The organism is Brevundimonas sp. KM4 (assembly GCF_000964075.1).
In the GTDB taxonomy this organism is placed as follows: Bacteria; Pseudomonadota; Alphaproteobacteria; order Caulobacterales; family Caulobacteraceae; genus Brevundimonas; species Brevundimonas huaxiensis.
This window is the reverse complement of the sequence record NZ_JZRG01000038.1, coordinates 45,907-71,175: the sequence shown is the minus strand read 5'-3', so window position 1 is coordinate 71,175 and position 25,269 is coordinate 45,907. Positions and strand designations below refer to the sequence as shown.

The following is a 25,269-nucleotide window of genomic DNA, read 5'->3' as shown; positions in this document are numbered from 1 at the left end:
AGGTTTTCCAGCGCAACGCTTCAACCAAGGAAACCCGCCATGAAGATCCGCGACGTGATGACCAAGGACGTGCACCTGGCCCGGCCCGCCGACACCATCCAGGACGTGGCCAGCCGCATGGCCAAGGGCGGCTTCGGCTTCGTGCCCGTGGCGGACGGCGATCAGCTGATCGGCACCATCACCGATCGCGACATCGTGGTGCGCGCCCTGGCCACGGGCGCCGCCTCGAGCGCCTCGGTGGTGGAGTTCATCACCCGCGATCCGCAGACGGTGATGGACACCGACGATCTGAAGGTCGTGCTGGACCTGATGGGCGCCAAGCAGATCCGCCGCGCCCCGGTCGTGGACAAGCATGGCCGCGTGGTCGGCGTCGTGTCGTTGGGCGACCTGTCGACGCGCGTGAAAGAGAAATACGCCGGCGAGACGCTGGAAAGCATCTCGCGTTAAGACCTGCGTAACCGCGCCCCGACACCGGGCGTCAAGGATCGTCGTTCATGCTGTTCCTTCGAATATCGGAGGATGGCATGGCGCGCGCACAGTTCCAGAAGGGTCAGAAGGTCTGGGTCGAGTGCGTCGGCGCCTGGGCCTTCATCGAACAGGTCCAGCCCGTCTGGGCCAAGGGGTTCGAGGAGCCCGTGCGCGTCACCTATGACGTCGGTCTGGGGCGCGAGTTCACCGCCAACGAACTGTTGCTGGCGACCGATGATCCGGCCTCGGACCAAGGCTTGGGGGAGTGGCGGCTGCTGCGCGCGCGCAATAAATGGCAACTGCCCGAGGATTGCCTGCATCACCCCCACCCCGGCACCTATCCGGTCGTCGTGACCGATCGGGCGGACTGGGGCGGTTGGCGTGTGCCGGGCGCCGAATACGACCGTAACCCCCAGCATATCGAGTTTCAGGCCCGGCTGATCGCCGCCGCGCCCCAATTGATGCGCCTGGCCCAGGATCTGGTGGATCTGGTCGCCGAAACACCGGAGGATGCGCCGCCGGCCGTCCTGACCCTGGCCCGACAGGCGCGCGATACGCTGCACGGGGTGACGCGTGTGCTGGAGCCGGCGCCCGACCGCCTGTTGTCGCCGGTCACCGCCGCTTAAAAAGCCGTTAAAAGCGCGCGCCGAGCCTCGACACGAATCCGCGACGCAGCCTAGATTCCGGCAACGAAGTGTTTGTCGGAGGGTCGGGGCTTGCGGGACGAGGAGCGGCGGGAAAATCGGTCGGGGCGTCGCGCCTCCGACCGCGCCGCCGGCGCGCCCGCCTGGTTGCGGATCACCGTCCTTGTTCTGGCGCTGATCGCGGCCGCCTATGCCCTGATGGCGTCGCGCGAGTTCAGCCGGCCGACCCGCGAAATCAGCCGCCTGGAAGCCGAAAACCTGAAGCTGAACGCCGAGCTGGTCGCCAGCCAGACCGCCGCGTTGATCAAGTCCGCCGAACCGGGCCTGGCCGCCGGCCGCACCGCCATCGTCGCCAAACGCGCCCCCATAGAGGTCGTCGAGGCCGCGCAGGCCGCCGCGGCCCAGGTCGCCTTCACCCTGGTCGGTCCCGGCGAGACGGTGCAGGCCGCCAAGGGCGAAGGATCTGTCGTCGCCGGCCAGACCAATGCAGATGGTCTGAGGCTGGAGGCGCGGATCGCCCCTGTCCTGCCGGAAGGCGGCGAAACGCGGATCGTGTCGGCGGGCGGCGTGGTGCTGGCCTCCGCGCGCGCCGCCGAGATCGGCCAACCCATCCGCACCCTGATCGGCGTCGATCCTGCGGCCCTGGTCGACCAGGCCGAACCGCGCGCCGTGACGCTGGGCGGCCAGGCCGGCCTCGCCGCCGCCGCTCGAACTGTCGCGGGGGGGCCCTATGTGGTCGCGATCTCGGAAGGGACGACCGCCTCGGTCTTCGACGACGCCTGGGTGGTGCTGGCGCCACTGCTGCTGGGGGTCGGGGTCGTGGTTTTATTCGTCCTCTACGGCCTGCGTCAGACGCGCCAGCATCGCGAACGGGTGGCGACCGAAAAGCGGTTCCGCATCGCCGTCGAAGCCGCGCGGTGCGGGGTGTGGGAGTGGGATTTGGCCAAGGGCGAGGTGTCGCTGTCGGACTATATGGCCGCGCTGCTGGGCTTTTCGCGCGGCGGAGTGACCGACGCCGAGGATGTGATCGGCCGCGTCCATCCGCGCTTTCAGGAAGATTTCCGCCACGCCCTGCGCCAGGCGGCGGCCTATGGCGCCTTCGAGATCACCTTTCCGGTGGCGGGACCGGACGGGCGGGCGCGCTGGATCGACGCGCGCGGCCAGGCGCGCGGGGAGCGCGGGGACACGGGCTTTTCCGCCATCCTGGGCGTGGCGTTGGACATCACCGAGGCGCGCCGCGCCCGCGCCGCCGCCCAAGCCGCCGAAAGCCGGCTGCGCGACGGGGTGGAGAGCATCTCCGAGGCCTTCGTCCTGTTTGATCGTCAGGGCCGGCTGATCCTGTGGAACCAGGCGTTCGAGGACGCCTTCAACTTCGATCACGGCGTGGTGCGGCGCGGCGCCATGAAGGACGAGCTGAACCGGATCGCCGGTCTGGCCATCAAGGCCGAGCATCGCCCGGCCAGCGGTCGTGCGGGTCTGCGCGAGGTCGAGCTGAACGACGGGCGCTGGCTGCAACTTTCAGAGCGGTTCACCTCCGAAGGCGGCTCGGTCGTCACCGCCGCCGACATCACCGCCATCAAACGCCAGGAGGCCGAGCGCCGCCGCGCCGCCGACGATCTGCGGGCCACCGTCGATCAGCTGGAATCCAGCCAGGAGAAGCTGTCGCTTCTGGCGCGCAAATACGAGGTGGCCATGACCCGGGCCGAGGCCGCCAACCAGGCCAAGTCCGAGTTCCTGGCCAATATGAGCCACGAGCTGCGCACGCCGTTGAACGCCATCAACGGCTTCTCGGAGATCATGGCCAGCGAGTTGTTCGGGCCGCTGAACGAGAAATACAAGGGCTACGCCGGCGACATCCTGAAGTCGGGCCAGCATCTGCTGAGCCTGATCAACGACGTCTTGGACATGGCCAAGATCGAGGCCGGCAAGATGACCCTGCACTATGAGCCCGTGTCCTTGCGCGAGGTGTGCGAGGACGCCGTGCGGCTGATGCGCGGCAAGGTGCAGGAGGCGGGCCTGAAGATCGCGGTCGAGGCCGGCGACCTGCCCGACATCGAGGCCGATCAACGCGGCGTCAAACAGGTGATGCTGAACCTGATCTCCAACGCCGTGAAGTTCACGCCCGAGGGCGGCTCCATCATCGTGTCGCTGAAACCCTTCGTGGGCGCCGAGGGCGAGGACCGCGTCCGCGTCGCCTGCGCCGACACCGGCATCGGCATTGCGCCCGAAGACCTGGTGCGCCTAGCCCGCCCGTTCGAACAGGTCGAGGGCCAGCATTCCAAAACGACGCAAGGCACGGGCCTGGGCCTGGCCCTGACCAAATCCCTGATCGAAATGCACGGCGGCCAACTGAGCATGGAAAGCCAGCCGGGCGTCGGAACGGTCGTCAGCTTCGACCTGCCGGTCAAACGCCCCGACCAGACGGTGCAGCCTATCCGGGCGGCGTTCGCGGCTTAGAGTCTTGCGATAACTTCGGCTGCCGATGACGATGTCGCATTTCGACGTAGGGCGCTATTCCAACGCGGTGTTTTGCAGCCCCTCCACAATGATCTAGCGTTGTGCAAGAATGACCTGGGGCAGTCCTTCGACCGCCCTATGAATGCACGAGGACAAAGATGATCGTTGCTGCCTTTTTGATGGCGAGCCTTCTCGGGCAGAATGCTGCTCCCCCGATCATCACTCCCTCGGACCCTGACGCCGCTGAAGCCGTCGCAGCATTTATGGGGTTAGGAAGATACTCTGGGACGTGTGTCGCCCATCTTCCCGCTGGCGCCAAGGCGCGCGTGGACACTCTCACTTCAGATCAGGCGCCGTCGGGCGTCCAGGCGTGGCTAATCTCCAGCTTCAAGCAAGGGTATGCGGAAGGTCTTGCGGACCCTAACCGCTCCAACCGGACGGCTTCTGAATGTCGAGACATGGAACGGGCGGCAAACTCCAGGATGCAAGCCGTCGCAGAACGGCTAAACGGCCGCCGTTAAGGATGCGTTACAGTCTCGGTGCACACCTTAGGAAGACGCTACCGTCATAGGCCGAAACTGCGGCCCGCCCTAAATCAACTCCACGCCCATCGCAGTGGCTTCGCCGCCGCCGATGCACAGGGCGGCCATGCCGCGGGTTTTGCCGTGGGCTTTCAGGGCGGACAGGAGGGTGGTCAGGACGCGGGCGCCGGAAGCCCCAAGCGGGTGGCCCAGGGCGCAGGCGCCGCCGTTGACGTTGATCTTGTCGTGGGGGATGCCGAGTTCCTGCATGGCGATCATCGGCACGATGGCGAAGGCCTCGTTGACCTCCCACAGATCGACGTCGTCGGCGCTCCAGCCGGCCTTCTTCAGCGCCTTTTGCAGGGCGAAGACCGGGGCGGTGGTGAACAGGTGCGGTTCGTGGGCGTGGGCGGCCTGGCTGACCACGCGGGCGACCGGCGTCAGGCCCAAGGCCTGGGCCGTCGATTGGCGCATCATGACCAGAGCGGCGGCGCCGTCCGAAATCGAGGCGGCGGAGGCCGCGGTGATCGTGCCGTCCTTGCCGAAGGCGGGCTTCAGATTGGGGATCTTGGACGGGTCGGACCGGGTCGGCTGTTCGTCGCGGTCGACGGTGACGGGGCCTTTGCGGGTCTTGACCTCGACCGAGGCGATCTCGGCGTCGAAGGCGCCTGTCTCCTGGGCGCGCTTGGCCCGGCCCGCGCTCTCGATGGCGTAGGCGTCCTGCTGCTCGCGGGTGAACTGATAGGCCTTGGCCGTGTCCTCGGCGAACTGCCCCATCAGCTTGCCGGGGGTGTAGGCGTCCTCCAGCCCGTCCAGATACATGCTGTCGGAAATGACGTCGTGACCGATGCGTGCGCCGCCCCGGTGCTTTTGCATCAGATACGGGGCGTTGGTCATGGACTCCATGCCGCCCGCCACGATCACATCGACCGAACCGGCGGCCAGGGCATCGTGCGCCATCATGGCCGCCTGCATGCCCGAACCGCACATCTTGTTGATGGTGGTCGCCTCGGTGGAGGTGGGCAGGCCCGCGCCCATGCCCGCCTGACGCGCCGGCGCCTGGCCCAGGCCCGCAGGCAGGACGCAGCCCATGATGATCTGCTCGACCTTTTGCGGATCGAGACCCGCGCGGTCCAGGGCCGCCTTCACCGCGACGGCGCCCAGGTCGGTGGACTTGGCGTCGGACAGCGCGCCCTGGAAACCGCCCATCGGGGTGCGGGCGTAGGAGACGATGACGACGGGATCGGCGGATGGGGTCGCGGACATGGGGACGGCTTCCTCTATTTCGGGCGAGAGATAGCGATCCCGGCCGGTCAGGAAAAGTGCAGCCGCCGATACTTGCCCCGGAAATAGAGCAGCGGATCGCGGCGCGGCTCGAACCGGGCGCGCCGGACCCGGCCGATGATGACCAGGTGATCGCCGGCCTCGACGATCTGTTCGGTTCCGCATTCGAAACTGGCCAGGGCGCCCGACAGGATGGGCGCGCCCGTGTCCCAGGTCTCCCACGCCACGTCCAGGAACCGGTCGGCCTGAGACCGGGCGAAGACGCCGGAGGTCGGCTGCTGGCCGATATGCAGGACGTTGATGGCGAAATGTTCGGCCTGGCGGAAGCGGTCGACATTGGTGGACGAGCGGGCCAGGCAGAACAGGATCAGCGGCGGATCCAGCGACACCGAGGAGAAGGAGTTGGCGGTCAGGCCGACGGGCTGTCCGGCCTCGTCCAGGGTCGTGACCACCGTGACCCCGGTGGCGAAACAGCCCAAGGCGTCGCGCAGGGTGCGGGGGTCGGAGCCGGCCTGATAATGCAGGGCGTCCCGCGGGGCGTGGCGTTCCAGGAAGCCCAGGAGGGCGGCGTTCTGCGTTTCGACCGCATCGGGCGCCTCGGCGCGCGCGATCGTCTGTAGGGGCGTCCCGGCCAGCTGCGCCTCAAGCTCGGGCGAGACAGCCCCCCGCCCTTCGGCGACGACCACCAGACAGCTGGCCAGGGCCGGGCCGGTGACGGCGAGCGCAGGGATGACAGCCGCCAGCGTCGTGTCGGAACAGATGATGGCCGGGCGAGAGGGAAGCTCGGTCAGAAGTCGGCGCAAGGCGGCGGAGCTGTCGTCCGCTTTATCAAAATCGGCTGCGAGCATGATGTGGCGGCCGGCGTCGACCAGCGCGCGCACCGACCGGGGCCAGTCGCCGGACAGATGCTCGGGCGCGCCAATCAGCAGGACGATGGGATCCTCGGGGTCGCCCCAGCTTTCGACGTCCAGGCCTCCATTCGGGGGCGGCGATGCGATCATGAGACGAGGCGGTCCGGTCTGTCGTGAAGCGTAGGCGCGATCCCTATTAGGGGAAGACCGGCGCCGGGCGCCAGAACTGTATCAGCCGCCGTAGCCTCGGCCGCCGCCGCCGAAGCCGCCGCGCGAGACAACGGTGGTGCGGCTCTGCACCCGCGTCGGGGCCTGACGGGCGACGTCGCCGTGCTCGCGCGCATTGGTCAGGGTCTTGCCGGTGCGATAGTCGCGGTAGGCGTAGCCGCCGCCATAGCCGTTCGACAGTTGACCCTCGCGGTCGCGATACAGCGGTCCGCCGCCGCGATAGCCGCCGCCGTTCAGCATCTGGCCGACGATGAAGCCGGTCAGCAGCGGGGTGAAGAAGGAGCCGCCGTTGTTGTTCGGCTGGCACTGCGACGGTCCCCACTGACCCTCGCATTCCTCGCGGGTGGCGTAGCGCGGGGCGGTCTTGGCGGCCTCTTGCTGAGCCTTTGCCAGGGCGGCGTCGCATTCGTTGTCGGGAATGTCGTTGGCGGCCTTGCACTCGTCCAACGACTGATAGGCCAGGGTCGGCTCGGGCTCAAGCGCAGGCACGCGCTGGGGCGAGCCGCAGGCGGCCAGCGAGAAGCTGGCGGTCGCCATCAGGCTGCTGACGTGCAGGACGCGCGAGCGCTTCAGCCGGCGCATGGTCTCTGTCTTGGGCAGGTCTTTGGAGTCGGTCATGGGTTCACGACGTCATGCAGGCGGCGTTGAGCAGGCCGACGCAGATGGAGATGGAGGCCAGATAGACGGCCGCGGCGATCTCGCCCGCTTCGATGCGGACGACCAGATTGCGGAAGGCCATGCGGCTGATGGCGACGAAGACGACGATCTGGATCACGCCGGCCAGAAGGGCCCAGGCTGCGAACTCCATCAGGCTGACGGTGTGCGACAGGGCCGAGGCCAGAGGCAGGACATAGCCGATCAGGGCGCCCCCGAGAGCAATGGCGGCGGCCGTGTTGCCTTCTCGGATCAGCGTATGTTCATGATACGGCGTGACCCACTGGTAGATCAGTTTGAAGGCCAGGGTGAAAGCGCCCGCCATGGCGAAGGCGATCAGGAAGGCGATCGCCCCCTGCTGAAAAATGAACCAGTCGAACATCGGTCTTGCCCCCTCGGATTGCGCGCTCAGGCGCGGAACTCGGCCATTTCCAGCGGAATGCCGATCATGATTTCGTGCGTGGTGTCGCCGCCCTCGGGCTGCTGCTCAAGCGCCAGCATCAGTTCGCGCCCGCCGCCCAGTTCGCGCGCATACAGCATGCAGGTCTGGAAGATTTTGGCATAGGGCGTGGTCGCGGCGCGGTCGTCCCAGATCGTCTCCCACAGGGTGACGGGCGGCTGGATCGCGTCGCTCTCGGCGAACCAGAAGCGGGGATAGTCGGGCAACTCTTCGGCCGCGCCGTGAAAGACCGGCGCCGACAGGCGGTCGCGCCAGATGCGGCGTTCGCGCTCGCCCGGCGGATAGGCCGAGGTCCAGGGCACGAACAGGCTGAAGTCGTAGGATTCCAGCCCGGCCTCGTCGTCGCTCATGGCCTGAAGCATGACGTGGTCGTCGGTGTAGAAGCGATGGACGAACTGGCCGCTGTCCAGGCTGACCACCCCCTGCGCCGAGATGTCCAGCACGTCGCGATCTAGAGCGAACTGGGTCTCGTCGCCCAGCCGGCGCCAGGCCAGCGGGTCCAGCGACACGGTGCGGCCCACGGTGATGTTGCGCACCGTCGCCAGCCGATTGGCGGGCGCGACCTTCTCCGACGATCCGAAAAGCTTCTTGAACATGGGACGATCAGGATCCGGCCAGGCTCGGCTGGTTCAGCCGGGCCGCCGAGACATAGAACAGGCGGTCGCCCTGTTCCACGCCTGTTTCCGGCGAGGGATTGAAACGCGGCGAATCCGCGCCGTCCGGCTGATGCGCCAGAAGGGTCGCGCGGTGCTGGAGGAAACGCTGCGTCAGGTCGCCGACCGACCGACCCGCACCGGCCCATCTCAGGCTGAACAGGGTCGCGCCTTCGTCGAGGTGGCTGGTCAGGGCGCTGATGACTTGGCTGGATCCCGGATCGCGCGCGGCGCGGGCCAGCATTTCCGGCGCGGACGACAGGACGATCTCGACCTTGGGACAGTGCTGCGCCAACAGCCGCGCGCTGTCGGCGTCATCGAAGAAGCAGACGATGTGCGCGGCGTCAGGGGCCATCGCCGAGACGGCTAGGGTGGCGGTCAGGGTGTCGGCGTCGTTGCTGGCGTGGACCAATATCCGACTGGCATTCGCCGCGCCCGCGCGCGTCAGCCCTATCGTCGAGGTCAGGCTTTCCGTCTGGACATAGCGAATGCTCGGATCGACATCCGCCACCGCCTGCCGCGTCAGCAGCACCAGGGTCTGCGACCGGTTCAGCTCAGCACACAGTTCCTGGACCATCTTGGGCGTTCGAACGGGGTGATAGCCGACCAGCAGAATCGTATCGGTCATCCTTGAATAGTCTCCCTTGCCCGATCGCCGGGCGCGCCAGATGTCGCCGATCCCGGCCAGCACCTTGGCCACGACCGTCGTGAAGGCCGCGATGGCGCCGGGAAAGATCCACAAGGCGGTGATCAGCCGCCCGCCGACGCCTTGCGGACTGAGGTCTCCATAACCTACGGTGTAGGCCGTCGTCGCGTACCAATAGAAAAAGGTCAGCGGATCGTGCAGTTCCGCTTCGTGGGCGATGGCCAGGAGAAGCCACGACGAAACGGCGTGAAAGAGGATCAGCCCGCCCAGCATGCGCCAGTGCATGTCGGCCATGGCGTGGAACGCCCGGTCGAAAATCACGGCCAGCCTCATTCGCGGCAGCAACATACATCTTCCCCTCTCGCTAAGATGATCTCAGACCCCTAGGCGAAGTCAAGCGTTCATGTTACGCGTTTCATGTAACGATATGCCGAACGACGCATCGCCCCCCTCCGCCGCTAGCGACCGCATTCGTGCGTGGCGACAGGCGCGTCGTGAGGCCGGCCTGGTCAAGCTGGAGCTTTGGGTGCCAGCCGCAGCCCGCGACGACGTCAAGGCGGCCGTTCGCGCCATCGTCACCGATTCAACACGCGGGCCGCAGCTTGCGGGGCGCCCGCGCCGCCCCACTTCCGATACCATCACCCCTGGAGACGACCATCAAATGGACGCCGTGATCGAGACCCCCTGGACCGTGCCCGCCATCAAAGCGGCGCTGGACGGCTCAACCCTGCTGCGTGACGGCGAAATGACCCTGCGCGTGGTCGAAGGCGCCGAGTCGGTGCTGCTGGCGACCATGCACGAATACGGCGACCTGCCGGTCTATCTGAGCGTCGGCGGCGCCCAGATCGTCTGTTCGGTTCTGCTGTGGCCGGTGTCGGAGCAGAAGGATCGCCATGCCTTCAACGAGTTCCTGCTGAAGGCCCAGCGTGTGGTGCCCCTGTCCAACTTCGCCATCACCAACGTCGGTGGCGAAGACGTGTACGAGCTGATGGGCGAACTCTCTTGCAAGACGACGCTTCAGACCATCCTGATCGAACTGCGCACCCTGGCCGAGAATGCGATCGACGCCACCGAACTGCGTGAAACCTTCGGCGCCGACGCCGCCTGATCCCGGAAGACCGACCATGTCCATGCTCAGAAAACTGTCCGCCCTGTTCCGCGGCACGGCCCACGATGCGGCCCAGGGCGTCGTCGACGCTAATGCGCTGAAGATCCTCGATCAGGAAATCCGCGACGCCGACAATGCTCAAGGCAAGGCCCGCGATGACCTGGCCGGCCTGGTGGCGCGCCGCCGCATGGCGGAAAACGAACTTGCATCGTTCAGGGACCAGATCGCCAAATACGAAAGCTCGGCCCGCACCGCCCTGGGCCAAGGCAAGACCGATCTGGCGCGCGAAGTCGCCGGCCGCATCGCCGAGCTGGAAGTCGAGATCACCAGCCGCGGCCCGCTGATCGAGGACATGAAGACCGCCGAGACGCGCCTGCGCACGGCCATCGCCTCGACCGATCAGAAGATCGAGACGCTTCGTCGCGAGATCGACATCGTCAAGGTCAACGATTCCGTCCAGAAGGCCCAGACGTCGGTCGCCCTGAACTCGGCCGGCGCCCAGTCGCGTATCGGTTCGGCGGCGGACAGCCTGCAACGCATCAAACAGCGCCAGGCGATCCAGGAAGAGAAGCTGAACGCCAGCCAGGCGCTGGAGGATCGTCGCACCGGCGCGGACCTGGACGCCAAGCTGCGCGAGGCCGGCATCCTGCCCGGTCATTCCTCGGCCGACGACGTCCTGGCCCGCCTGAGCCAGCCGGAGGTGACCGTGGTCACCCCGCGCATCGGCCAATCCACGCCCGACAAGGACCCGGCCTGATCCATGGAGCGTCTGCGCTTCGATCCCCGCACCGACTGGGACGCCAAGGCCGAGGAACTCGGCTTCACCTGGCGCCACACCGACGGCAAACCCTATTGGGACGAGTCGGCGGCCTACGCCTTCTCGCTGGCCGAGATCGAGGACGGGATCGAGGCGCCGACCGAGGAATTGCACGGCCTGTGCCTGGAGCTGGTCAACGAGGCCGTTCAGTCCGAGCGGCTGATGGAGCAGCTCGATATTCCCGAGACCATGCGGGACTATGTGGCCGACAGCTGGAAGCGGGGCGATCCGTCCCTGTATGGCCGGTTCGACTTCGCCTATGACGGCACGGGTCCGGCGAAACTGTACGAATACAACGCCGACACCCCGACCAGCATTTATGAGACGGCGGTGTTCCAGTGGTTGTGGCTGGAGGACCAGATCAAGGCCGGCGCCCTGCCTGCCGATGCGGATCAGTTCAACAGCCTGCATGAGAAGCTGGTTGATCGGTTCCGCGCCATCTTCCCGAACGGCGGCTTCGTCCATTTCGCCTCCGACGCCGATTTCGTCGAGGACCGCCAGACGGTGCGCTTCCTGGAAGACCTAGCTCAGCAGGCCGGGCTGGAGCCCCAGTTCGTCGCTATCGACCAGATCGGGCTGAACGCTGACGGCCGGTTTGTCGATCACGAGAACTGGATCATCCAGGCGATGTTCAAGCTCTATCCGTGGGAGCAGATGCTGCGCGACGACTACGCCGCGCCGCTGCCGATGGCGGACGTGACCGTGCTGGAGCCGGCGTGGAAGAGCATCCTGTCCAACAAGGCCATACTGCCGTTGTTGTGGGAGCGGCATGCGGGCCACCCCAACCTGCTGGAGAGCTATTTCGAGGGAGATCCGGCCGAGGCGGCGCTGGGCTCGTCCTATGTGCGCAAGCCGTTGTTCTCGCGCGAAGGCGACAATGTCGAACTGATCGACCAGGGCGTCAGCGCCGCAGAGGTGGTGGACGGCGGCTATGGCGCAGGGCGTCACGTCCGCCAGGCGCTGTGCGATCCGCCCCTGTTCGACGGCAACCATGTGATCGTCGGCTCGTGGGTGGTGGGAACGGAACCAGCGGGCATCAGCCTGCGGGAGGACACCGGCCGCATCACGAGAAACACCTCGCGTTTCGTGCCGCACTTCATCCGCGACTGAGGCGCCGGCAGGCAACCAAGCCGGACGACCGCCGTCTTGTCGGCTGAGATCAACCGACAAGAAGCCTCCCCATGCGCAACGTCCGCCTCGCCCTGATCGCCACCACCGCCCTGACCCTCGCGGGCGGCGCGGCAGTCGCCCAGACGCAATATCCTTCGACGACCCAAGATCGTCTGGGTGCGGTCGTGGGCGCCCTGTTCGGCGATCGTCTGGGTCTGTCGGCCATGGATCAGGCCTGGCTGCGCGGCGGCCGTCCGCTGCGTGACGGCCAGAGCCAGTTCTCGACCCGCGTGGACGCCAGCGTGCGCGCCGGGAGCGTCTCCGCCTCGGCCGCGACGCGCCTGCGCGCCGACTATTCGGCCCTGGTCGATCTGGAGAACCAATACGCCGTCGGCGGCATCTCGGCCCAGGAACGCGCCGACCTGAACGCCCGCTACACCGCCCTGACCCAGACGCTGGAAGCCGGCGCCCCGGGCTATGCCGACATGGACACCGTGGCCCAGGGCCGTGCGGACTTCGAGACCCGAGTCAACGCCGCCGTGACCGCGCGCCGCATCACCCGCACCGAGGCGACGCGCCTCAAAACGGACTATCAGGCCCTGATCCAGCTGGAGAGCCGCTACAGCGCCGACGGGTCGATCAGCGCCAGCGAGCGCGCGGATCTGGACGCGCGTCTGGACGCGCTGGACCTGCGCGTCGGCGACGGCCCGGCCGGACAGACGCCGTCGGCCAACCTGCCCGCCCGCACCCGTCTGGCGAATCTGGAAACCGCCCTGACCGCCGCCGAACGGTCGGGCGCCGTCAGCCGCACCGAGGCCGCAGACATCCGCGTCGAGGCCGGCGACCTCGCCCGCCTGGACGCCGCCTACAGCCGCACCAGCCCCTCCACCGACGACACGGCCTACCTGAGCCGCCGCATCGGCGAACTGGAACTGCGCGCCCGCCGCTAGGCCTTATCAGAGCGTCCCGTGCGATCCGGCGCGGGACGCCTATTCGGCTATATCCTTGCATTGGGAGCTCTGATTTCACGACGGAGCTGAAATCGCGTATGGGCACCCGCAGTCGCCCCTGCATCGTCGGTCAAGCCGCAACCCATGCCCCTGAACGCCTCCCGCACGCTGTCCATCGCCCCGATGATGGACTGGACCGATCGGCATTGCCGGGCGTTCCACAGGGCGCTGACGAACAAGGCGCTGCTTTACACCGAGATGGTGACGGCGCCGGCGGTGTTGCATGGGGATCGCGAGCGGCTGCTGGGATTCGATGCTCTGGAGCATCCGGTGGCCTTGCAGCTGGGCGGGTCGGATCCGGCCCAGCTGGCCGAGGCCGCCAAGGTCGGCGAGGCGTTCGGCTATGACGAGATCAATCTGAACGTCGGCTGCCCCTCGGACCGGGTGCAGTCGGGTCGGTTCGGCGCCTGTCTGATGCGCGAGCCCGAGTTGGTGGCCGACTGTATGGCGGCGATCAAGGGGGCCGTCAGCGTGCCGGCGACCGTCAAATGCCGCATCGGCGTGGACGATCAGGATCCGGTCGTCAGCCTGTTCGCCACGGTGGACGCCTGCGCCGCCGTCGGGATCGAGGTCTTCGTCGTCCATGCGCGCAAGGCCTGGCTGAAGGGTCTGTCGCCCAAGGAGAACCGCGACGTGCCGCCGCTGGACTATGATCTGGTGCGCCGGCTGAAGCGCGAGCGGCCGCATCTGAACATCTCGATCAATGGCGGCATCGCCTCGATGGACGCGGCCGAGGCGCATCTGGCCGAGGTCGACGGCGTCAAGCTGGACGGGGCCATGCTGGGCCGCGCCGCCTATCATGAGCCGGCCATTCTGGGGCAGGCGGATCGTCGCCTGTATGGCGAACCGGTCGAGGATACCGACGCCTTCGCCGCGCTGGAGCGCTATCGGCCCTATATGGCCGCGCGTCTGGAGGAGGGCGTCGCCCTGCCCGCCATGGCGCGGCATATGCTGGGCCTGATGCACGGCCGGCCGGGCGCGCGGGCGTTCCGTCGCATTCTGACGGTCGAGGCCATCAAGCCCGGCGCCGGGCTGGAGGTGCTGGACCGCGCTGTGGAGGCCGTGCGTGAGGCCGAGGCGAGGCGCGACACGGCGTCCGGCGACTGGGCGGCGTAACCCAATCTTCAAAGCTGGCCGGCAAGGTTAAGAGAACCCTTCCGTTTCGGACCTGTACGCCATGAAGACCCTGCTGATCGCCGCCGTCATCGCGACCGCCCTGCCCGCCACTTCGGCCCTGGCGCAGGCCGACGGCCGTTTCGCCATCGGCGCCCAGGTCGGCACGCCGGGCGCCGGCCTTCAGGCCCAGTTTGCGCTCAGCCCGGTCGTGGTGCTGCGCGGCGGCTATGACGTGCTGAAATGGGATCGGGACCAGACCTACAAGGGCATCGATTACGACGCCAAGATCGACTTCAAGTCGCCGGGCGCCTTTGTGGACCTGCATCCGTTCCGCAACGGCTTTCTGATCTCGGGCGGGGCCTATTTCGGCGATCGCAAGGTCGATCTGGATGCGACGCCCACCGGAAACGTCAATGTCGGCGGCGCGACCTTCACACCGGCCCAGGTCGGGACATTGACCGGCCGCATCGACCTGGAGAGCACTGCGCCGTTCGTCGGCTTGGGCTATGACAACACCTTCACGCGCGGCGGCAGGCTGGGCTTCCGCCTTCTGGCCGGCGCGGCCTTTGGCGATGCGCCGCAAGTAAATCTGGACGCCCGCGGCGGGACCTTGTCGAACGATCCTACCTTCCGCTCGCGTCTGGATCAGGAAGAGCGTGAAATTCAGGCCGAGGCCGATGATTATAAGGTCCTGCCGGTGCTTCAGGCGGGGCTGAACTTCAAGTTTTGACCCGCAGGGGCATCGTCCCCAAACGCGCGGACGGGGGATAAATAGGTTATGAAAAACAAGGCATTAACCTAGAAACAAATCGTAACAGACAGCGCCAAGGCGGGTTTCGCCACTTTCTCGCCACAGGTTAACGCGACAAGGCCAGCGCCGGCGGCGTTGGGAGCCGGTGTCTCCTGAGCCAAACTCATGATCGGCGCCTCCGCTGCTATCGCCATGCTTTGGGCTGCCGTATCGTCTGTGACGAGCGGGCCTGTCCCCTACAATGACGTCGTAGCGGCGGATCAAGTCAGGACTGAAACCCCTGCAGCCATCGTCGGTTCCGATGAAGTCGAGACCGCTCTGAACGCCGAACAGGCCGAGCTGATGGCCTCCGATCCGGACTGGCGCGCGTCGGCGCGCCTCTATCACGCAGGCGGCGGCGGCGCGACGGGCAACGATTCGCTGGGTTGCCGTCCGATCGCCATGCGCACCGTCGCGGTCGATCCTCGCGTGATCCCGCGCCGCACCAAGCTGTTCATCCGCGAAACGGTCGGTATGCGCCTGGCCGACGGTTCGATCCACGACGGCTACTGGTACGCCTCCGACACCGGCGGCGCGATCAAGGGCCAGAAGATCGACCTTTACACCGGCACCGGTCGCGGCTCGATGAACCAGGCGCAGCGCCTGAACATGCGCACCCTGACCATCGTGGACGCCGGCGATTTCGACGGCTGCCCGCCGGCCTGGACCACGGCTTCCAACTGATCCGGCCGATCATGAAAAACGCCGGCTGACCGCAAAGGTCAGCCGGCGTTTTCGTGTCTGAAGCCTTGCGCCGATCAGTCCAGTTCGGACACTTCCAGCGTCGACTGAACCATCGAGCCGTTATAGGTGCCGACCCAGATGTCGTAGCGGCCGCTCTGCGGGTTGGTGATCGTCACCTTCGGATCGACGCCGCCCGCGCCGTCGTCGTCGCAGTAGAAGCGGCCGTTGGGCGTATTGATCAGCAGGGTCGTGTCTTCCGATGCGCGCACGCGGAACGTCAGGTCGGCGTCGCCTGGCTCGAAGAAGATCTGGATGTCCGGGGCCGAGCTGACCGAACCCTCGCAGCCCGCCTTGGCGGCCGAGGCGGGCGAGGAGCCGCCGGCCAGGATCGACTTGGTCCAGGGGTCGGGCGTGAAGCCGCCGCGCAGATTGGCCGTGCCGTAGTTGGGCTCAAGATCGATGTTGGGCGCCGCGCCCGCCGTCGTGTCCGTGCCGCCCAGTTCGCTGATCTGCAGCGTCGACTGGACCATGTTGTCGTTGTAGGTGCCCAGCCAGATGTCGTAGCGACCGCTCTCGGGGTTGGAGATGGTCACCATCGGATCCAGGTCGCCGCCGCTGTCGTCGTCGCAATACCAGCGGCCGCCAGGGCTGTTGACCAGCAGCGTGGTGTCCTCGCTGGCGACCGCCTTGATGGTCAGGTCCAGATCGCCGGCTTCGAAGTTCAGTTGCAGGTCGGGCGCGGCGCTGACCTTACCCTCGCAGCCCGACTGCGCGGCCGAGGCGGCGATCGAACCGCCCGCGAGGATGGACTTGGTCCAGGGATCGGGCGTGAAACCGGTCTCCAGCCGCACCGAACCGTAGTTGGGGTCCAGGGTGAAGTCGGGCTTGGCCCCGCTCTTCTGCGCCAGGCTGACGCCAGGGGCGAGCAGCACGGACGCAGCGGCGATGACGGCGATGGATTTCATGTTGCTCCCTCCAGCAGCAGCGGCGCCATGCCGCAGGCGGAGGTTAATCCGTTTCGCCGAACCGTGCAGCTTGAAATGCTGGCCTTAGAAGCGGCGCTTGCCCGTCACCGTCTCGAAGAACAGGCGGAAGTCGCCCATCAGGCTCCACAAAGGATATTTGAACGTCGCGGGCCGGTTCTTTTCGAAGAAGAAATGCCCGACCCAGGCAAAGCCGTAGCCCAGCAGCGGCATGGCCAGCAGCCACCAGGCGTTCCGCGTCGCCACGAAGGCGACGAAGGCCGAGATCACCAGAAAGGTGCCGACGACGTGGATGCGCCGACAGGTCCGGTTTGAATGCTCGTGGATGTAATAGGGATAGAAGGCCTCGAACGAGGCGTAACGGCCCTCAGGTGCGGACGGCGTGCTCATGGGCGGAGGGTGCGCCTCCGCCCGCGATCAGGCAAGTGCCCGCAAGATCAGCCCTTCGGCTTGCCCTTGAAGCCGTCCTTCTTAAAGCCCGGCTTGGCCTTGAAGGGTTTCTTAGCATAGGGCTTGTCGCCCGAGGCGTTCGAGCGCGGGTTGGCGCCCCCATCGTTCTTCGGCGCCCAGGGCTTCTTCTTAAACGGCGGGCGGGCGTCTTCCCCGCCGCCGTCGGCGCGCTTGTAGGGCGTCTTCTTGAAGGGACGGTCGCCATCCTCGCGCGGCTTGCCGGCGAAGCGGCTGGCCTTCATCGAGCCGGGCGTCGGGGCTTCCGACGGGGTGATCTTCACCTCGTCCTTGGAGGCGGCCACGGCTTCGCGGAAAGCCTTCTCGTGGGTCTTGGCCACCTCGAAGCGCGTCTCTTCGGGGAAGGTGCGGATGGCGCCGATCTGGGGCTTGGAAATGCCGCCGATGCGGCAGATCAGCGGGATCAGCCATTTCGGGTCGGCGTTCTTGTTGCGGCCCACGTCCAGACGGAACCAGACCACGTCGTCAGCGCCCAGGCGCTCGCCTGGCCAGGGTTGGGCCGCCGTGCCGTCATCGTTGCGGACCATGCGGTCGCGCTTGGCCGGACCGCGATCCGAACCCGGATCGGACAGTTCTTCCGGCGCAGGCTGTTCCTTGCGCAGCAGCCGCACCAGGGCGGCGGCGATCTCGTCGGGCGTGCGTTCGGCGATCATCCGCTTGGCGACGACCATGTCCTCGTCGGAGACGTCGGCCTCGAAGTGCGACGGAGACAGCAGACGGTCCTCGTCGGCCTTGCGGATCTCGTCGAAGGTCGGGGCGCCGGTCCAGACGGCGTCGATGCCGGCCTCGTCCATCAGCCGCTCGGCCTTGCGACGGCGCGAATGCGGAACCAGCATGACCGAGATGCCCTTCTTGCCCGCCCGGCCCGTGCGGCCCGAACGGTGCAGCAGGCCGGCGCGGTTCATCGGCAATTCGGCGTGAATGACCAGACCCAGGTCCGGCAGGTCCAGACCGCGCGCGGCGACGTCCGTGGCGACGCAGACGCGGGCGCGGCCGTCACGCAGCGACTGGAGCGCGTCGGTGCGCTCGCGCTGACCCATTTCGCCCGACAGACTGACGGAAGAGAAGCCGCGCTCCAGCAGCGACGACTGCAGGTGACGCACGCTGTCGCGGGTCGAGCAGAAGACCATGGCGCGCGGCGCCTCGAACCAGCGCAGGGTGTTGACCACCGCGTGCTCGATCTCGTTGGGCGCAATGCGGTAGGCGCGGTATTCGATGTCGGCGTGCTGGCGCGTCTTGTCGGTCGCGTCGATGCGGACCGCGTCCTTCTGATAGCGTTTGGCCAGGGTGGCGATGTCGCGCGCGATGGTCGCCGAGAACAGCAGGGTGCGGCGTTCGGCTGGCGCCTGGTCCAGGATATGCTCCAGGTCCTCGCGGAAGCCCATGTCCAGCATCTCGTCGGCCTCATCGAGGACGGCGACCTTCAGCTCGGACAGGTCCAGATTGCCCCGGTCGATGTGGTCCTTCAGGCGGCCGGGCGTGCCGACGACGATGTGGACGCCGAAGCCCAGCGCGCGGGCTTCGCGACGCGCATCCATGCCGCCGACGCAGGTGGCGATCTTGGCGCCGGCGTCGGCATACAGCCATTGCAGCTCGGCCGCGACCTGCATGGCCAGTTCCCGCGTGGGCGCGATGGCCAGACACAGGGGCGCGCCGCCCGGACCGAAGATCGGCTTGTCGCCGAGCAGGGTCGGCGCAGCGGCCAGACCAAAGGCGACGGTCTTGCCCGACCCCGTCTGGGCCGAAACCAGCAGGTCGCGATCCGCATGCTCCGCCTCCAGCACGGCGGCCTGAACCGGAGTGGGTTCGGCGTAGCCCTTGTTGATCAGGGCGCGATCGAGCGCGGGATGGACGGCGGGAAAGGGCATAGGAAACCTGGGACAACGGACAAGGGCGGTCGCCGAAACGACCGCGCCCGGCCGAGGTCAGACCTCAGGCCGGGCGAATGATGGCGCTCTATACATCAATAAGGGCGCAAGCGGGGCGGAAAACGCCGTTCACCCTGTTCCTTCAGGCGACGTTGACGGGAAAGACGCAGTCTGGCGATCGAACCCACCGCGTCCGGAGCTTCGCCATGCAAGCGCTATCTATCGCCGCCGCCGGAATGACGACCGCGCAGAACCGGTTCGACAACAGCGCGCGCCGCACCGCCAACGCGCCGCTGGACAATCTCGCCGAGGAAACCGTGGAGCGGATCCAGGCTAAGACCGCCTTCAGCGCCAACGCCGCCGTTCTGCGCACCGCCGACGACATGACCGGAACCCTGCTGGACATGCTGGCCTGAAACCTCAGACCGGCGCCTTCTCCGGCAGGTTGAAGAAGCCGACGAAGCGGTCGAACACGGCACGGTCGCCGGTCAGGGTCATCAGGCCGTCGGCCTCGAAGGCGGCGGGCGGGACCTTGCCGTAGACGCAGGCGGCGACCAGCGGCGGTTGGGTCGTCAGGACGACGTCGGCGGCGTCCGTGGGGCCGCGGCGGGTCGTGATCGTCCCCTTTTCGATCTGAACGACGAAAGGTTCTTCGCCGAAGACGAAACCGACGGTCATCGCGGCGTCTCCGGCCAGGGCCGGATCGAACATCGTCTCGAACGACTGCATGATCGACACCGCGCTGATCGGCAGGGTCGGGTCGTGGCTAGGCGAGCGCGCGGCCCAGCCGCCCAGCACCATGAAGACCGGCTTGATCTCGTATCCCCAGGGCGTCAGCTCATAAACCTGGACAGAGGCGGGCGGCGGCAGTTTGCGGCGGGTGACGATGCCCGAAGCCTCCAGCCCCTCCAGTCGCTGGGTCAGCACGTTCGCGGAAATGCCGTGCAGATCCTTTTTCAGATCACCGAACCGGCGCGGGCCCATCATCAGTTCGCGGATCACCAGCAGGGCCCAGCGCTCGCCAATCAGGTCCAGCCCGTGCGCGGCGCCGCAGGCGTCGTGATATCGACGACCAGCCCTATCGGTTATCTTTTCTAACTTCATAGTTGACTATCGTAATCATCGGAGTCAGGTTTCGCAAATAACAAGGAGAGGAAACGCCGTGGCTCAGCTGATTTTCATCAACCTGCCGGTCGCCGACCTGCCCCGATCGATCGCCTTCTATGAGGCCGTCGGCGCGACCAGGAACCCCATGTTCAGCGACGACACGGCCGCCTGCATGGTGGTGTCGGACGTGATCCACGTCATGCTGCTGACCCACGACAAATGGCGCACCTTTACCAATCGGGCGATCCCCGACGCCCACGCCTCGGCCCAGGTTCTGCTGTGCCTGTCACGCGACAGCCGCGAGGCGGTCGACGCCGTCGTGGCCCAGGCGGGCGCCGCCGGCGGCGAGATCGATCCCAATGCGACCCAGGACTACGGCTTCATGTACGGGCGCAGCTATGCCGATCCGGATGGCCATATCTGGGAAGTCATGTGGATGGACCCGGCCGCCGTCGCCGCCGGTCCCGAAGCCTTCGCCGCCGACGCCATGGTGTCGTGATGGCCGACATCCGCGAACTGAGCATCAGCCGGCTGATCAAGGCCTCGCCGGAAACGGTGTGGAAGATCTACACTGAGCGCACCGGCGAGTGGTTCTGCCCCCGCCCGTGGACCACGCCGGTCGTGGATTGGGACCTGCGCATCGGCGGGCGGGCCAATGTCGAAATGGCTTCGCCCGAGGGCGAGCGGCATCCCTATTCCGGCGTGTTTCTGGAGGTGGATCCGGGCCGCAAACTGGTCTCGACCGGCGCCTTCACCGAGGGCTGGGTTCCGCAGGCCGGCGACATGAACTTCGTGCGCATTGACACCTTCGAGCCCGAGGCCGGTGGAACCCGCTACACCGCCACCGCCCGGCATTGGGACGAAAAAGCCGCCGAGGCCCACAAGGCCATGGGCTTCGAACAGGGCTGGGGCGCGGTCGCCGATCAACTGGCGGCGTTGGCGGAAGGCGATGCGACATGACCGACAAGATCATTCCCTGCCTGTGGTTCGACGGCGACGCCGAGGCCGCGACCGCCTTCTACGTCAGCCTGCTGCCCGACAGCCGCATCACGGCCGTCAACCGTTCGCCGGTCGATACGCCCTCCGGCCCTGAAGGATCGGTGCTGACGGTGCAGTTCGTGCTGGCGGGTCATCAGTATCTGGCGCTGAACGGCGGCCCGAACTTTCGCTTCACCGAGGCCGTCTCCTTCATGGTGATGACCGAGGATCAGGCCGAGACGGACCGGCTGTGGGACGCCCTGCTCGCCGATGGCGGCAGCGAAAACGCCTGCGGCTGGCTGAAGGATCGCTGGGGCCTGTCGTGGCAGATCACGCCCCGTCGCCTGATGGAACTGACCACCGATCCGAACCCCGCGCGCGCCAAGGCCGCCATGCAGGCCATGATGGGCATGATCAAGATCGACATCGCGGCGCTGAACCGCGCCGTCGCCGACCTTTGAATCCAGAAAGATGAGACGACCGATGACCTATGTGACCGGCTTTTTGACCCCCGTAAAAACCGAGGACAAGGCGCGCTACGTGAAGTCCGCCGAGGCGTCCTGGCCCCTGTTTCAGAAATACGGCGCCCTGTCGCAGGTCGAGACCTGGGGCGAGGACGTGCCGGACGGCGAACTGACCAGCTTTCCCATGGCGGTGAAGCTGCAGGAAGGCGAGGTCGTCGTCTTCTCCTGGGTCACCTGGCCCGACCGCGCCACCGCCGACGCCTGTTTTGGCAAGATGCAGGACGACCCCGACTTTGCGAACATGGACATGCCCTTCGACGGCAAACGCATGATGTGGGGCGGGTTCAGCGTCGCCTTCGAAGGCAAGGCCTGATCCCCCGGCGGCGGCCCGGTTCGAACGCAAATCGCCCTGACGCATTGTCAGGGATCGAGGAGAACCGACATGGCCGCCCGCCCCACCTGGCAAGGACATCTGAAGCTGTCGCTGGTCACCTGTCCGGTGGCCATCTACACGGCGACGACCAGCACGAACGACGTGCGGTTTCACCTGATCAATCCCGACACCAACAATCGCATCCGCATGGTGCCGACCGATCCGGACGCCGGGCCGGTCGAGCGCAGCGATCTGGTGCGCGGCTATGAGGTGTCCAAGGACGAATACGTCCTGTTCGACGACGCTGACTTCGACAAAGTGAAGCTGGAAAGCACCAAGACCATCTCGATCGACAAGTTCGTCGACGAGGCCGACATCGACCGGCTGTATTGGGACGATCCCTTCTTCGTGGTCCCGGAAAAAGGCGCGGGCGTCGAAGCCTTCGCCGTCATTCGCGACGCCATGAAGAAACAGGGAAAGGTGGCCTTGGGCCAGTTGGTCCTACGCGGCAAGGAGCGTCAGCTGGCGCTGGAGGTGCGGGGCAAGGGGCTGATCGCCTACACCCTGCGCGCCCATGACGAGGTGCGCGATTCCGACGACTACTTCGACGACATTCCGACAGTGAAGGCCGATCCCGACATGGTCGAGATCGCCGCGCGCATCATCGGTCAGAAGGAGGCGGACTTCGATCCGACCGATTTCAAGGACGGCTACGACGACGCCCTGCGCGCGATGATCAAGGCCAAGTCCAAGGGTGGCAAGGGCGTGGTCGATGTCGCCGAACCCGACGACACCAATGTTATCGACCTGATGGCCGCATTGCGGAACAGCCTGAAAGGATCGGCGGCGGGGACGAAGACGCCGGCCGCCAAGAAGGCCCCTGCAAAGAGGGCCCCGGCAAAGAAGGCGGCGCCCAGGAAGTCCGCGGCAAAGAAGAAGACAGCGGCCTAGACGCCCATCTTTTTCAGAGCCGATTTCAAGCTGACCGCCGAGGCGCGGAAATCAGCCCACGGATCGGGCTTCTTGAGCAAGGTCGGATAGGTCCAGAGGTTGAATGCGGCGGGGTCCAGCCCGGCCTTCACCTGCCCCCACGACAGCGGGAAGGCGATCCCCGCCCCCGGCCGTGCGCGCGGCGACCAGGGCGCGACCGCCGTCGCCATCCGCCCGTTGCGCAGATAGTCGATGAAGATCTTTCCTCCCCGCGCCTTCTTGGCCAGGGTCGTGGTGAACCGGTCTGGCGCCTCGGCGCGGATGGCCTCGGCCATCGCCTTGGCGAAGGCCTTGTTCTGATCCCAGGTCACGCGCGAGCGGGCGTCAGTCTTGATCGGCACGACGACGTGCAAACCCTTCCCCCCGGTCGTCTTGACGAAGGCGGCCAGACCCAGCGCCTCGATCTTCGCCTTCACGACCTTGGACGCGGCAATGACGTCGGCGAAGTCCAGCCCCTCGTCCGGATCCAGGTCGAAGGTGATCTGCTCGGGGATTTCCGGCTGGCCGGGCGCACAGCCCCAGGGGTGCAATTCCAGCCCGCCCGACTGGGCGATGGCGACCAGGCCGCCGACATCGACGGCGGCGACATAAGGGGTGCGGGCCTTGACGTCGATCAGCTTCAGTCGCGGGTTTGACCCTGCCATGGCATGACGCTGGAAGAAGGTCTCGCCCCCGATGCCCTCGGGCGCCCGGATGATCGAGGTCGGCCGGTCCGTCACATGGGGCAGTATCCGCTCGGCCGCCGCCTCGTAGTAGCGCGCCAGATCGGCCTTGGTGATCGCCGGCCGATCGCCCACGGCGGGCCACAGCACCTTGTCGGGGCTGGAGATGGTCACGCCCGCCACGACCACCTTGCCGGGCTTTCCGGCCGGTCGCACCGTCATCGTGGTCTTCTTGGCTTCGCCCATGTCCGTGGGCGTTTGCGGCGCCTGGGTGACCTCGGCGGCTGTCTTGTCTTCGCGCAACCCCTTGAACGCCGCCTGCCGCAACGATCCGGATTCGGTATAGCCGCCGTGCTCAACCTCGGCGACCAGCACCGGTTTGACCCAATGGATGTCCTTGGCCGCCTTGGGCGCGCCCGCCCCGGCAAAGGGGGATTTATCCGCCGCCACGCCCTTAAGCGCCGGAACAAGGGTCTTCGTTACCGCCTCGCCATAGCCCGTGCCGACCCGGCCCAGATAGCGAAGGCTGCCCTTTTCCCTGACCCCGACCAGGAGAGAGCGGAACCGCGTCCCGCCCTCGGACGACCAGCCGCCGATCACCACTTCGTCGCGCCCCCGGCATTTGGACTTCAGCCAGGTCGACGACCGCCCGGCATGATAGGGGGCGTCCAGTTTCTTGGAGATCACCCCTTCCAGATCCATGCGGCAGGCGCTCTCCAGCACCGCCTGGCCGGTCGAGGCGAAATGCTCGACGTAGCGCAGTCGCCCGGCGGCCGCCTTTCCGATCCGGTTCACATAGGCCTGCAGCCGCGCCTTGCGATGCGACAGCGGCAGTTTGCGCAGATCCTCCGCCCCCTCGAACAACAGGTCGAAGGCGAAATAGACCAGGCCTTCCGTCTTCTCGTCCGAAATGGCGGCCTGCAACGCCCCGAAGTCCGGCATGTGATCGTCATCCAGCGCGCACAGCTCGCCGTCGATCACCGCGTCGGGCCAGGTCGCCGCATCCGCTGCGAGGTCGGGAAACTCGTCGCTCCAGTCCAGACCCTTGCGCGTCCGCAAGACCGCCCGACCGCCGCCGACCCCGATCTGGATGCGATAGCCGTCGAACTTGATCTCGTGCGCCCAGCCCGTTCCACCTGGCGGATGGTCGGTCACCTTGCACAGCTGGATCGGCACGAAGGCCGGCGGCTTCTTGGTCTTCGCCGCCGCTTTGGAGGGTTTGGGCTTGGCCGGACCTTTACGCCCGGTCGGCTTGGACGCCGTCCATTCCTTTGTCCCATCCGCGATCTCGGCCAGCGACCGGCCGGTCGTCACCGAGGCGTCGATTTCGGCGAGCGCATCGCCCTCTCCAGCCACGGCGAAGTCGTCCTTCTCCTTCAGCAGCAGCCAGTTGTTGCGTTTGGAGGGCTTGCCCCGATCGCGCTTCAACCGGATCAGAGCCCATTTGCCCTTCAGCCGCTCGCCGTGAAGGATCATCTTGATCTGACCCTTGGCCCAGGCCGCCTCCAGGTCCGGCTCCTGCGGCTCCCAGGTGCCGACGTCCCACATCTGCACCGTGCCGGCGCCGTAGTTGCCATCGGGAATCGTCCCCTCGAACGACCCGTAATCCAGCGGATGATCCTCGACCTCGACCGCCAGCCGCTTGACCGCCGTGTCGCGCGACGGCGCTTTGGTCACGGCCCAGGATTTCAGCACCCCGTCCGCCTCGATGCGGAAATCGTAGTGCAGACGCGTCGCCGCGTGGCGCTGGATCAGATAGCGAAAGCCGCCCTTGGCGCGCCTGGCCTTGGCGCCCTTCGGCTCGGGCGTCTCGCCGAACCGGCGCTTGGCCTGATAGGTCTTCAGTTCACCGCGCATAGGGGCGTAATCCGCCCC

Annotated in this window: 27 protein-coding genes; 16 read left to right on the top strand and 11 right to left on the bottom strand. The window is 66.8% G+C overall.

Annotated features, from left to right (window positions below):
* The 3 genes from VH88_RS14755 to VH88_RS14745 all read left to right on the top strand — a co-directional run.
* Nucleotides 1–447 (top strand): CBS domain-containing protein (locus tag VH88_RS14755; RefSeq protein ID WP_369796298.1); only part of this gene is annotated, 447 nt, incomplete at its 5' end.
* Nucleotides 448–524: 77 nt separating this feature from the next.
* Complete coding sequence (locus VH88_RS14750; RefSeq protein WP_045811921.1) at nucleotides 525–1,094, top strand: hypothetical protein; 570 nt, start codon at nucleotides 525–527, stop codon at nucleotides 1,092–1,094.
* Nucleotides 1,095–1,184: 90 nt separating this feature from the next.
* Nucleotides 1,185–3,569, top strand: a complete 2,385-nt coding sequence (locus VH88_RS14745; RefSeq protein ID WP_045811912.1) for an ATP-binding protein — start codon at nucleotides 1,185–1,187, stop codon at nucleotides 3,567–3,569.
* 590 nt (nucleotides 3,570–4,159) lie between these two features.
* Here VH88_RS14745 and VH88_RS14740 read toward each other — a convergent pair.
* The 6 genes from VH88_RS14740 to VH88_RS14715 form a co-directional block, all read right to left on the bottom strand.
* On the bottom strand, nucleotides 4,160–5,356 hold the full coding sequence (locus VH88_RS14740) for an acetyl-CoA C-acyltransferase (protein ID WP_045811911.1): 1,197 nt from the start codon (nucleotides 5,354–5,356) through the stop codon (nucleotides 4,160–4,162).
* Between the two features lie 47 nt (nucleotides 5,357–5,403).
* The gene (locus VH88_RS15845; protein ID WP_082064534.1) at nucleotides 5,404–6,375 is read right to left on the bottom strand and encodes a flavin reductase family protein; all 972 of its coding nucleotides are present in this window, start codon (nucleotides 6,373–6,375) and stop codon (nucleotides 5,404–5,406) included.
* Nucleotides 6,376–6,456: 81 nt separating this feature from the next.
* The gene (locus VH88_RS14730) at nucleotides 6,457–7,071 is read right to left on the bottom strand and encodes a DUF1190 domain-containing protein (RefSeq protein ID WP_052689634.1); all 615 of its coding nucleotides are present in this window, start codon (nucleotides 7,069–7,071) and stop codon (nucleotides 6,457–6,459) included.
* A gap of 4 nt (nucleotides 7,072–7,075) precedes the next feature.
* Entirely contained in the window at nucleotides 7,076–7,489 is a 414-nt protein-coding gene (locus tag VH88_RS14725; RefSeq protein ID WP_017506364.1) for a DUF350 domain-containing protein, read from the bottom strand.
* 26 nt (nucleotides 7,490–7,515) lie between these two features.
* Nucleotides 7,516–8,163: a YjfK family protein gene (locus tag VH88_RS14720; protein ID WP_045811910.1), complete on the bottom strand. Its 648-nt coding sequence runs from the start codon at nucleotides 8,161–8,163 to the stop codon at nucleotides 7,516–7,518.
* A gap of 7 nt (nucleotides 8,164–8,170) precedes the next feature.
* Nucleotides 8,171–9,214, bottom strand: coding sequence for a potassium channel family protein (locus VH88_RS14715; RefSeq protein ID WP_082064533.1), 1,044 nt, complete (start codon nucleotides 9,212–9,214; stop codon nucleotides 8,171–8,173).
* A gap of 79 nt (nucleotides 9,215–9,293) precedes the next feature.
* Here VH88_RS14715 and VH88_RS14710 point away from each other — a divergent pair, with 79 nt between their 5' ends.
* From VH88_RS14710 to VH88_RS14680, 7 genes are all read left to right on the top strand, one after another.
* The gene (locus VH88_RS14710; RefSeq protein ID WP_045811909.1) at nucleotides 9,294–9,974 is read left to right on the top strand and encodes a DUF2170 family protein; all 681 of its coding nucleotides are present in this window, start codon (nucleotides 9,294–9,296) and stop codon (nucleotides 9,972–9,974) included.
* 16 nt (nucleotides 9,975–9,990) lie between these two features.
* On the top strand, nucleotides 9,991–10,731 hold the full coding sequence (locus VH88_RS14705) for a PspA/IM30 family protein (protein WP_045811908.1): 741 nt from the start codon (nucleotides 9,991–9,993) through the stop codon (nucleotides 10,729–10,731).
* A gap of 3 nt (nucleotides 10,732–10,734) precedes the next feature.
* Complete coding sequence (locus VH88_RS14700) at nucleotides 10,735–11,901, top strand: glutathionylspermidine synthase family protein (RefSeq protein ID WP_045811907.1); 1,167 nt, start codon at nucleotides 10,735–10,737, stop codon at nucleotides 11,899–11,901.
* A gap of 71 nt (nucleotides 11,902–11,972) precedes the next feature.
* Nucleotides 11,973–12,851: a hypothetical protein gene (locus tag VH88_RS14695; RefSeq protein WP_045811906.1), complete on the top strand. Its 879-nt coding sequence runs from the start codon at nucleotides 11,973–11,975 to the stop codon at nucleotides 12,849–12,851.
* A 144-nt stretch (nucleotides 12,852–12,995) separates the two neighbouring features.
* Nucleotides 12,996–14,027 (top strand): tRNA dihydrouridine(20/20a) synthase DusA, encoded by a 1,032-nt coding sequence (gene dusA, locus VH88_RS14690; RefSeq protein ID WP_045811905.1) that lies wholly within the window; start codon nucleotides 12,996–12,998, stop codon nucleotides 14,025–14,027.
* Between the two features lie 61 nt (nucleotides 14,028–14,088).
* Nucleotides 14,089–14,757 (top strand): membrane protein, encoded by a 669-nt coding sequence (locus VH88_RS14685; RefSeq protein WP_045811904.1) that lies wholly within the window; start codon nucleotides 14,089–14,091, stop codon nucleotides 14,755–14,757.
* 186 nt (nucleotides 14,758–14,943) lie between these two features.
* A complete protein-coding gene (locus tag VH88_RS14680; RefSeq protein ID WP_039244236.1) occupies nucleotides 14,944–15,501 on the top strand; it encodes a 3D domain-containing protein in 558 nt (185 codons plus the stop codon).
* Between the two features lie 74 nt (nucleotides 15,502–15,575).
* Here VH88_RS14680 and VH88_RS14675 read toward each other — a convergent pair whose 3' ends face one another.
* From VH88_RS14675 to VH88_RS14665, 3 genes are all read right to left on the bottom strand, one after another.
* Nucleotides 15,576–16,466: a hypothetical protein gene (locus VH88_RS14675; RefSeq protein ID WP_045811903.1), complete on the bottom strand. Its 891-nt coding sequence runs from the start codon at nucleotides 16,464–16,466 to the stop codon at nucleotides 15,576–15,578.
* An 84-nt stretch (nucleotides 16,467–16,550) separates the two neighbouring features.
* Nucleotides 16,551–16,874 (bottom strand): Mpo1-like protein, encoded by a 324-nt coding sequence (locus tag VH88_RS14670; RefSeq protein ID WP_026108600.1) that lies wholly within the window; start codon nucleotides 16,872–16,874, stop codon nucleotides 16,551–16,553.
* A gap of 47 nt (nucleotides 16,875–16,921) precedes the next feature.
* Entirely contained in the window at nucleotides 16,922–18,820 is a 1,899-nt protein-coding gene (locus tag VH88_RS14665) for a DEAD/DEAH box helicase (protein WP_045811902.1), read from the bottom strand.
* A gap of 206 nt (nucleotides 18,821–19,026) precedes the next feature.
* On the opposite strand from VH88_RS14665, the gene VH88_RS14660 reads away from it, so the two are divergent.
* Nucleotides 19,027–19,236 (top strand): flagellar basal body rod C-terminal domain-containing protein, encoded by a 210-nt coding sequence (locus VH88_RS14660; protein ID WP_045811901.1) that lies wholly within the window; start codon nucleotides 19,027–19,029, stop codon nucleotides 19,234–19,236.
* Between the two features lie 4 nt (nucleotides 19,237–19,240).
* On the opposite strand, the gene VH88_RS14655 is transcribed toward VH88_RS14660, so the two are convergent.
* On the bottom strand, nucleotides 19,241–19,924 hold the full coding sequence (locus VH88_RS14655) for a helix-turn-helix domain-containing protein (RefSeq protein ID WP_045811900.1): 684 nt from the start codon (nucleotides 19,922–19,924) through the stop codon (nucleotides 19,241–19,243).
* Nucleotides 19,925–19,982: 58 nt separating this feature from the next.
* On the opposite strand from VH88_RS14655, the gene VH88_RS14650 reads away from it, so the two are divergent.
* The 5 genes from VH88_RS14650 (at nucleotide 19,983) to VH88_RS14630 (ending at nucleotide 22,693) form a co-directional block, all read left to right on the top strand.
* A complete protein-coding gene (locus VH88_RS14650) occupies nucleotides 19,983–20,426 on the top strand; it encodes a VOC family protein (RefSeq protein WP_045811899.1) in 444 nt (147 codons plus the stop codon).
* Entirely contained in the window at nucleotides 20,426–20,887 is a 462-nt protein-coding gene (locus tag VH88_RS14645) for an SRPBCC family protein (protein WP_082064532.1), read from the top strand. The genes VH88_RS14650 and VH88_RS14645 overlap by 1 nt, the downstream gene beginning before the upstream one ends.
* Nucleotides 20,884–21,366: a VOC family protein gene (locus tag VH88_RS14640; RefSeq protein WP_045811897.1), complete on the top strand. Its 483-nt coding sequence runs from the start codon at nucleotides 20,884–20,886 to the stop codon at nucleotides 21,364–21,366. The genes VH88_RS14645 and VH88_RS14640 overlap by 4 nt, the downstream gene beginning before the upstream one ends.
* A gap of 22 nt (nucleotides 21,367–21,388) precedes the next feature.
* Nucleotides 21,389–21,742 (top strand): DUF1428 domain-containing protein, encoded by a 354-nt coding sequence (locus VH88_RS14635; RefSeq protein WP_045811896.1) that lies wholly within the window; start codon nucleotides 21,389–21,391, stop codon nucleotides 21,740–21,742.
* A gap of 69 nt (nucleotides 21,743–21,811) precedes the next feature.
* Nucleotides 21,812–22,693, top strand: coding sequence for a Ku protein (locus tag VH88_RS14630; protein ID WP_045811895.1), 882 nt, complete (start codon nucleotides 21,812–21,814; stop codon nucleotides 22,691–22,693).
* Here the strand turns inward: VH88_RS14630 and ligD are convergent.
* Complete coding sequence (gene ligD / locus VH88_RS14625; protein WP_045811894.1) at nucleotides 22,690–25,251, bottom strand: DNA ligase D; 2,562 nt, start codon at nucleotides 25,249–25,251, stop codon at nucleotides 22,690–22,692. The two genes, VH88_RS14630 and ligD, sit on opposite strands and share 4 nt — an antisense overlap.
* Nucleotides 25,252–25,269: the final 18 nt, after the last annotated feature.

Bases quoted from the DNA above. Each gene is read 5' to 3' on its own strand.
- VH88_RS14750 (WP_045811921.1), top strand. From the start codon at position 525: ATGGCGCGCGCACAGTTCCAGAAGGGTCAGAAGGTCTGGGTCGAGTGC.
- VH88_RS14740 (WP_045811911.1), bottom strand. From the start codon at position 5,356: ATGTCCGCGACCCCATCCGCCGATCCCGTCGTCATCGTCTCCTACGCC.
- VH88_RS15845 (WP_082064534.1), bottom strand. From the start codon at position 6,375: ATGATCGCATCGCCGCCCCCGAATGGAGGCCTGGACGTCGAAAGCTGG.
- VH88_RS14730 (WP_052689634.1), bottom strand. From the start codon at position 7,071: ATGACCGACTCCAAAGACCTGCCCAAGACAGAGACCATGCGCCGGCTG.
- VH88_RS14725 (WP_017506364.1), bottom strand. From the start codon at position 7,489: ATGTTCGACTGGTTCATTTTTCAGCAGGGGGCGATCGCCTTCCTGATC.
- VH88_RS14720 (WP_045811910.1), bottom strand. From the start codon at position 8,163: ATGTTCAAGAAGCTTTTCGGATCGTCGGAGAAGGTCGCGCCCGCCAAT.
- VH88_RS14715 (WP_082064533.1), bottom strand. From the start codon at position 9,214: ATGTTGCTGCCGCGAATGAGGCTGGCCGTGATTTTCGACCGGGCGTTC.
- VH88_RS14710 (WP_045811909.1), top strand. From the start codon at position 9,294: ATGCCGAACGACGCATCGCCCCCCTCCGCCGCTAGCGACCGCATTCGT.
- VH88_RS14705 (WP_045811908.1), top strand. From the start codon at position 9,991: ATGTCCATGCTCAGAAAACTGTCCGCCCTGTTCCGCGGCACGGCCCAC.
- VH88_RS14700 (WP_045811907.1), top strand. From the start codon at position 10,735: ATGGAGCGTCTGCGCTTCGATCCCCGCACCGACTGGGACGCCAAGGCC.
- VH88_RS14695 (WP_045811906.1), top strand. From the start codon at position 11,973: ATGCGCAACGTCCGCCTCGCCCTGATCGCCACCACCGCCCTGACCCTC.
- dusA (WP_045811905.1), top strand. From the start codon at position 12,996: ATGCCCCTGAACGCCTCCCGCACGCTGTCCATCGCCCCGATGATGGAC.
- VH88_RS14685 (WP_045811904.1), top strand. From the start codon at position 14,089: ATGAAGACCCTGCTGATCGCCGCCGTCATCGCGACCGCCCTGCCCGCC.
- VH88_RS14680 (WP_039244236.1), top strand. From the start codon at position 14,944: ATGATCGGCGCCTCCGCTGCTATCGCCATGCTTTGGGCTGCCGTATCG.
- VH88_RS14675 (WP_045811903.1), bottom strand. From the start codon at position 16,466: ATGAAATCCATCGCCGTCATCGCCGCTGCGTCCGTGCTGCTCGCCCCT.
- VH88_RS14670 (WP_026108600.1), bottom strand. From the start codon at position 16,874: ATGAGCACGCCGTCCGCACCTGAGGGCCGTTACGCCTCGTTCGAGGCC.
- VH88_RS14665 (WP_045811902.1), bottom strand. From the start codon at position 18,820: ATGCCCTTTCCCGCCGTCCATCCCGCGCTCGATCGCGCCCTGATCAAC.
- VH88_RS14660 (WP_045811901.1), top strand. From the start codon at position 19,027: ATGCAAGCGCTATCTATCGCCGCCGCCGGAATGACGACCGCGCAGAAC.
- VH88_RS14655 (WP_045811900.1), bottom strand. From the start codon at position 19,924: ATGAAGTTAGAAAAGATAACCGATAGGGCTGGTCGTCGATATCACGAC.
- VH88_RS14645 (WP_082064532.1), top strand. From the start codon at position 20,426: ATGGCCGACATCCGCGAACTGAGCATCAGCCGGCTGATCAAGGCCTCG.
- VH88_RS14640 (WP_045811897.1), top strand. From the start codon at position 20,884: ATGACCGACAAGATCATTCCCTGCCTGTGGTTCGACGGCGACGCCGAG.
- VH88_RS14635 (WP_045811896.1), top strand. From the start codon at position 21,389: ATGACCTATGTGACCGGCTTTTTGACCCCCGTAAAAACCGAGGACAAG.
- VH88_RS14630 (WP_045811895.1), top strand. From the start codon at position 21,812: ATGGCCGCCCGCCCCACCTGGCAAGGACATCTGAAGCTGTCGCTGGTC.
- ligD (WP_045811894.1), bottom strand. From the start codon at position 25,251: ATGCGCGGTGAACTGAAGACCTATCAGGCCAAGCGCCGGTTCGGCGAG.